The 6,586-nt window shown below is 50.2% G+C and carries 3 protein-coding genes and 11 tRNA genes; all 14 read right to left on the bottom strand.

The window, feature by feature from the left end:
• Nucleotides 1–57 precede the first annotated feature (57 nt).
• Nucleotides 58–624, bottom strand: coding sequence for an RNA polymerase sigma factor SigW (gene sigW / locus GT003_RS30885; protein WP_161705331.1), 567 nt, complete (start codon nucleotides 622–624; stop codon nucleotides 58–60).
• 471 nt (nucleotides 625–1,095) lie between these two features.
• A complete protein-coding gene (gene ppc, locus GT003_RS30890; protein WP_161705333.1) occupies nucleotides 1,096–3,906 on the bottom strand; it encodes a phosphoenolpyruvate carboxylase in 2,811 nt (936 codons plus the stop codon).
• Nucleotides 3,907–4,224: 318 nt separating this feature from the next.
• Nucleotides 4,225–4,298: transfer RNA gene (locus GT003_RS30895), tRNA-Gly, on the bottom strand.
• Nucleotides 4,299–4,306: 8 nt separating this feature from the next.
• Nucleotides 4,307–4,383, bottom strand: a tRNA-Pro gene (locus GT003_RS30900).
• Nucleotides 4,384–4,408: 25 nt separating this feature from the next.
• Nucleotides 4,409–4,485: transfer RNA gene (locus GT003_RS30905), tRNA-Arg, on the bottom strand.
• 5 nt (nucleotides 4,486–4,490) lie between these two features.
• A tRNA-Gly gene (locus tag GT003_RS30910) sits at nucleotides 4,491–4,565 on the bottom strand.
• A gap of 177 nt (nucleotides 4,566–4,742) precedes the next feature.
• Nucleotides 4,743–5,576 (bottom strand): ABC transporter ATP-binding protein, encoded by an 834-nt coding sequence (locus tag GT003_RS30915; protein ID WP_161705336.1) that lies wholly within the window; start codon nucleotides 5,574–5,576, stop codon nucleotides 4,743–4,745.
• A 327-nt stretch (nucleotides 5,577–5,903) separates the two neighbouring features.
• Nucleotides 5,904–5,983, bottom strand: a tRNA-Leu gene (locus tag GT003_RS30920).
• A 34-nt stretch (nucleotides 5,984–6,017) separates the two neighbouring features.
• A tRNA-Lys gene (locus GT003_RS30925) sits at nucleotides 6,018–6,093 on the bottom strand.
• Between the two features lie 5 nt (nucleotides 6,094–6,098).
• Nucleotides 6,099–6,173 (bottom strand) — tRNA-Gln (locus GT003_RS30930).
• A 9-nt stretch (nucleotides 6,174–6,182) separates the two neighbouring features.
• A tRNA-Val gene (locus tag GT003_RS30935) sits at nucleotides 6,183–6,258 on the bottom strand.
• A gap of 13 nt (nucleotides 6,259–6,271) precedes the next feature.
• A tRNA-Glu gene (locus GT003_RS30940) sits at nucleotides 6,272–6,346 on the bottom strand.
• 12 nt (nucleotides 6,347–6,358) lie between these two features.
• Nucleotides 6,359–6,434, bottom strand: a tRNA-Thr gene (locus GT003_RS30945).
• 5 nt (nucleotides 6,435–6,439) lie between these two features.
• Nucleotides 6,440–6,515, bottom strand: a tRNA-Asn gene (locus GT003_RS30950).
• Nucleotides 6,516–6,586 lie beyond the last annotated feature (71 nt).

A 6,586-nucleotide genomic window follows, 5' to 3' on the forward strand; every position in this document is an offset into this window, starting at 1 on the left:
TTTTTCTGGAATCCGCGGCTGCCCAATTTATGGTTCATCGCCGGCGGACCCATTTCCCTACAGCTTATGCTCCAACTTCTTACGAAGAAACTCCCGGCCGCGGTGCACCCGCGTCTTCACGGTCGTGACGGGCATCTCCAACACGTCTCCGATCTCTTGCAGCGAGAGCTCTTCCAAGTACCGGAGTACCATGACCGATTTGTATTTGGCAGGCAGCGTTGCAATCGCTTGATGAATAATACGCTGGGTATCCGACAAGAGCAGTTCGCTCTCCGGCGTCCGGTCATCGCTCGGAATCATCGCATAGCCGTCCAACCCTTCATGCTCGCCCGATTCCGCATCCAATGAGTACACCGGCTTGCGTTTGCGAAGGAGATCGATGCATAGGTTCGTAGCGATCCGATAAATCCAGGTCGAGAATTTCATCGTTGCGTCGTAACGATCCAAATTTTTATATACACGCAGGAACACGTCCTGCACGACATCCTCTGCTTCCTGACGGTTGTACAGCATCCGGTAAGCCATATGGTAAAGCTTGTCTTGGTATAGCTCCACGATCTCGGCAAACGCCCGTTGATCGCCTTGCAGTGCCATTCTCGCTAATCTCGCCTCTACTGATAACAATGCGACTCCTCCAAACCCGCCGTATCCAATACACGACGTTTTGATTATACCGTTATGAGCGTGCGGAGGCAATGAATGAGAATGGAAAAGGAAATCAATTGCAGAAAAACGCATTATTTTCTGTGCATAATGATTTCAAGCGTCTATCCACATGCTCATAACACATAAAATAAGTACTATCCACAGGCTTATCCACATATTCCTCACAACTATGCAGGGAACTGTGGATATCATTTTGAGGACAATAAAAAACCGAGCTTGGAATGGATAATAGCCATTCCAAGCTCGGTTTATTTTAAAGCGTTATTCACAGCCTCTTGCAGGGAACGATACGCGCGGCCTTTCGTGGCTCGTAAACGAGACGTCCCGATCGCTTAATGCTGCGAAGCCTACCGGCTACCGTCTTCGCAAACCAATCGTCCCATTGACGAATGCTGCGCGGCCTAGCGTCCGCGCAAACCAATCAGCTGATCAACCCGTGTTTCTCAACCCTGCCGCGATTCCGTTGATCGTCAACAGCACTCCCCGGAGCAGCTCCAGATCGTCCTCAGCGCCTTTAGCGCGGCTTTCACGCAGCTCTATTAGCAATTGGACCTGCATGTAGCTCAGCGGATCCACGTACGGGTTACGCAGACGGATCGATTCCTGGATAACCGGTACGTTATCCAAGATTTCTTCCTGCCCCGTGATTGCCAAGATGAACGAGGATGTCCGAGCATACTCCTCCTCGACTTGCGTGAAGATGCGATCGCGAATCGTTTGATCCTCGATCATGCCCGCATATTCCTTGGCGATCAGAAGATCCGCCTTGGCAAGCGCCATTTGCAGATTATCGATTAACGTCGTAAAGAACGGGAACTTCTCGTACATCACGCGCAGCGTATCCAACCGTTTCGCATCGTCTTGAACGTAGTTCTGCAGCGCCGTGCCTGCGGCATACCATGCCGGCAGCAAGTATCTGCTTTGCGTCCATGCGAATACCCAAGGAATTGCGCGAAGATCTTCGAAACGGTCGCTACCCTTGCGTTTCGCCGGACGGGAACCGATGTTCAGCTCGCCAACTTCGGGCAGCGGCGTCGATTCCTTGAAGAACGTCATAAAGTCCGGGTCGCGGAAAATCAAGTCCTGGTATTTCGTCAGCGCCGTCTCCGAGATCCCGCGGGCAATCTCTTCCCACTCCGCCGTAGCCGCTTCTTCCTGTTCCGGATATTTCGCCAAACGCGAAGCTGTCACAAGCGCCCAAGTCGCCTGCTCCAAGCTGCGGTACGCAATGCCCTTCAAAGAATAACGGGAAGACAATACTTCGCCCTGCTCCGTAATCTTGATGCCTCCGCCTACCGTATGCGGCGGTTGTGCCAGAATGCTGCGATTAAGCGGCATTCCGCCACGGCCGAGCGCTCCGCCGCGGCCATGAAAGAATTTCAGCTTCACGCCGAATTTCTTCGCTGTACTCGTGATCGCGTTCAGGGCGACACGCAGCTCCCAGTTTGCCGTAACCACGCCGCCATCCTTGTTGGAATCGGAATAACCGAGCATGATTTCGTGCTGATTGCCGCGAGCCTCGACGGCCTGCCGGTAAATCGGCAAAGCAAAAAGCTTTTCCATAATGCCTGGCGCTTCATGCAGGTCGTCGATCGTTTCGAACAACGGCACGGCTTGCAGCGTGCAAGTGATGTTGCCGTTTGCTTCTTTGCGGAACAAGCCCACTTCTTTCGCGAATACCATAACCTCCAGCATATCGCTTGCGCCCTGCGTCATGCTGATGAGATAGCTGGAAATACAGTTAGCACCGAATTCGGCTTGTGCGCGGTAAATCGTATGGTAGACGTTCAAGCATTCGCGCGTGCCTTCAGAATAGGCAAAATGCGGCGACGTAAGCGGACGCGGATCGTTCAGTACTTCATGCAGCAAATGAATTTTATCGTCTTCAGCCAGAGACGCGTAATCTTCTACGATATTCATGTTCGCCAAGATTTCCGTCATCGCACTCTCGTGCTCTTTGCTGTGCTGACGAACATCGAGCGCAGCCAGGTGGAATCCGAACAGCTCCACTTGACGTATCAGCTTGCGAATAAGCGTATCGGCCACGTAATCAGCGAAATGATGACGAAGGCTCCGGTCGATGACCAGCAAATCCTCTTTCAGCTCTTCCGCGCTGTTGTAACGCTTCGCCGACCCCTTCAGGGAATCATCCAGCGCATTAGCCAGCTTTTCCAGCATGTAGCCGAGTTTGATGCGGTATGGTTCCTTCTCATTACGCCAAATATCCGCGCCGCGGAGCTCAATCTGCTCGCGATCCTTCTTAATGGACTCGATCAGTTCGTCCGTGACATCGATGATATTCGTGCTGAAGCTTAACTGACCCATAACTTCTTTCAATAGCTCTTCGTATTTCTCGAGCGCGAGACCGCGTTGCAGCTTCAACGTCTCCCAAGTAATCTTAGCCGTTACCGAAGGATTGCCGTCACGGTCGCCTCCGATCCACGAACCGAAACGAAGGTAGGTCGGAACATGCCAGTGTTCGTCGGATGGGTAGTACTTGTCCAAGCACCGTTCCAGCTCTTCATATACGTTAGGAAGCACTTCGAACAACGTCTCGTCGAAATAGTACATTCCGTTTCGAACTTCATCGATGACGGTCGGCTTGCGGTCGCGAAGCTCATCGGTTTGCCACAATGTCAGCACTTCGTTCAACAGTCTCTCGCGCAGCTTCTCGCGTTCGCGGAATGTCAGTGTCGGATCGTCAAGCTCCATCATGTCAGCGGCGATACGTTGATGAATATCGAGAACAGCGCGGCGCGTCGCCTCCGTAGGATGTGCGGTCATGACGAGTTCCAATGAAATATCCGCAATGATCGCTTTCACGTTATCGACCGAAATGCCTTGATCCTTCAGCACTTGAATCGCGCTTTCAATGGAACCTGGCTGTACTTTCTCGCCCGATGAACGCTCATAATCGCGTTTGCGGCGAATCCGGTGATTCTGCTCGGCGATGTTCACCAATTGAAAATAAATGGCGAAGGCGCGAATGACCTGATAACGAGTTGCGGGAGTCAGCGCATCGATAACCTGTTTGAATTCCTCGTCCAGTTCCGGCAAAAACTCAGCTCGCAGCGTTTTGCTCATTTCACGGATCTTCTCAACGGTTTCCAGCAGTTCATGACCGCCTTGATGAACGAGTACGTCCCCTAAAATGTTCCCCAGGAAACGAACATCACGTCGCAGCAAGTTATTGGCTTGCGGTCGGTTTGTTGTCATTGTAGTACCAGCCTGTTCCGACATTCCTAATCCTCCTTAGGGTTTGCGATGCGAAACCATATCTTAAGCTTCGTCGATGGTCAGCAGAGCAAACCACTGCAAAAGCATAATCTTCGGTTTATAATGCGAAACGCTTCCCTATTTGTATATAATAACGGCCTATCCTCAGGTCTTGCCTGCAGCAATCCTCACCATAAGCCAAATTAACCGATATCGGCGATTTTAAACTCTCATCATCATACTACAAATCAAATAACGGTAAAACCTTTTTCACCGGCATAAGAAAAGGAAATACAGGTAAAATAAAAAAGCCTTGGAATCCCAAGGCTTGAATGGTTAATATGGAGCGGGTGATGGGAATCGAACCCACGCTATTAGCTTGGAAGGCTAAAGTTCTACCATTGAACTACACCCGCAGAAAATATGGTCGGGACGACACGATTTGAACATGCGACCCCCTGGTCCCAAACCAGGTGCTCTACCAAGCTGAGCTACGTCCCGATATGTATCATCTGCTTTAAAGAAATGGCGCGCCCTGAGAGATTCGAACTCCCGGCCTTTTGATTCGTAGTCAAACGCTCTATCCAGCTGAGCTAAGGGCGCAAATATGGAGCGGAAGACGGGAATCGAACCCGCGACCCTCGCCTTGGCAAGGCGATGCTCTACCGCTGAGCCACTTCCGCATTTCAGTGAGCCACTTCCGCATTTCAGTGTCAGTCGCTTTTTCTCAAGCGCGACAAGTAATAATATATCATGGTCACAAGCAGAATGCAACCTCTTCACAGAAAAAAATTAAACTTTTTTCGAGAAGCACTCTGCTCATGCTCTAAAGCCCTTTCCTCAAGCCATTCGCATTGCGTTTAGCTTACTTTTACGGGCTCTAAAATCATTTCTGCAACCTGCGGCTTATTGTCCGCTAGCGCAAACGGGAAGCACAAAGGCACGCCAGTACGCGGATCCGGGATAATGTCCGTCTCAATGTTGAAAACTTCACGCAGGACATCTTTCGTCATAACGGCTACCGGTGCGCCTACGCTAACGACTTGCCCCTTCTTTATGGCAACCATATGCTGCGCGTAACGGGAGGCATGATTCAGGTCATGTACAACCATGATAATCGTTCTTCCGGCAGTAGCATTCAATTGTTGAAGCAGCTCTAATACCTCAAGCTGATGAGCCATGTCCAAATACGTCGTAGGCTCGTCAAGGAACAGCAGATCGGTTTGCTGCGCAAGTGCCATTGCGATCCAAGCACGCTGCCTCTGACCGCCCGAGAGACGATCAATAGGACGGTCCTTGAACTCTAAAAGTCCGGTGCTCTCTACGGCCCATTGAATGATGGAACGATCTTCTTTGCTCAAAGAACCGAATCCGCGCTGATAAGGGAAGCGTCCGTACGAAACAAGCTCCGAGACGGTCAAACCGTCAGGCGCTGTTGGATTCTGAGGAAGAATCGCCAGCTGCTTCGCAACTTCTTTGGTCGATTGTTTATGAATGGACTTCCCATCCAGCATAACCGTTCCATTCGAGGGGGACATCAGCCTAGCCAGCGTTTTCAATATCGTGGATTTACCCGATCCGTTCGCACCCACAAGCGCCGTTATTTTGCCTTTGGGAATCGCTATATTCAAGTCTTCAACAATCAGCCGGTCTTCATAGCCGATATTCAGATTATTCGTATGCATCGCTTGCATCTCATCCACTCCTTAAAGCTTCTTATGGCCTTAATGATAACCGTTCTCATAAAATATCCATCTATAATGATAACCATTCTCAGTATATGCGTCAAGTAAATTGACCCTTATACACAGAAATATATTTATTCATGTGGAAAAACATTTACATAATAAATCTCAATTAATCAATGCATAATTTAACGCTAGATATTACTGTTCTGTTTTACCATCAATTGTGCTGTGGGTAAATAACATAGGCGTTCCGTGGCTTCCGAGAGGGCAAGCAGCGTTATCCACAGACTTATGCACAAACACAAAAAGACCCAATGCGGGCCTTTCCATGAATGCGCGTAGAGGGACTTGAACCCCCACGGTCGCCCGCCAGATCCTAAGTCTGGTGCGTCTGCCAATTCCGCCATACGCGCATGTTATATAGTTCCATTTCCTACAAAAGGAAAATGGTGAGCCATGTAGGACTCGAACCTACGACACCCTGATTAAAAGTCAGGTGCTCTACCAACTGAGCTAATGGCTCATAAATGGCTGGGGATCTAGGATTCGAACCTAGGGATGACGGAGTCAAAGTCCGTTGCCTTACCGCTTGGCTAATCCCCATTATTTAAATGGTGGAGGCTGACGGGATCGAACCGCCGACCCTCTGCTTGTAAGGCAGATGCTCTCCCAGCTGAGCTAAGCCTCCGGGTTGAGAGAGATGGTGACCCGTAGGGGACTCGAACCCCTGTTACCTCCGTGAAAGGGAGGTGTCTTAACCACTTGACCAACGGGCCATTTTAAAAAAATGGAGCTCTCAACCGGGATCGAACCGGTGACCTCATCCTTACCATGGATGCACTCTACCTACTGAGCTATGAGAGCAAAAATGGCTCCCCGAACAGGACTCGAACCTGTGACAACTCGATTAACAGTCGAGTGCTCTACCAACTGAGCTATCAGGGAACGGTATGTAACTCGGGCAGCTTACACCCTGAAAACTGGATACGAACCTTTGCGAAAGGTGTCTTGCTTAG

Origin of the sequence: Paenibacillus sacheonensis (genome assembly GCF_009909195.1) — a bacterium.
In the GTDB taxonomy this organism is placed as follows: Bacteria; Bacillota; Bacilli; order Paenibacillales; family Paenibacillaceae; genus Paenibacillus_Z; species Paenibacillus_Z sacheonensis.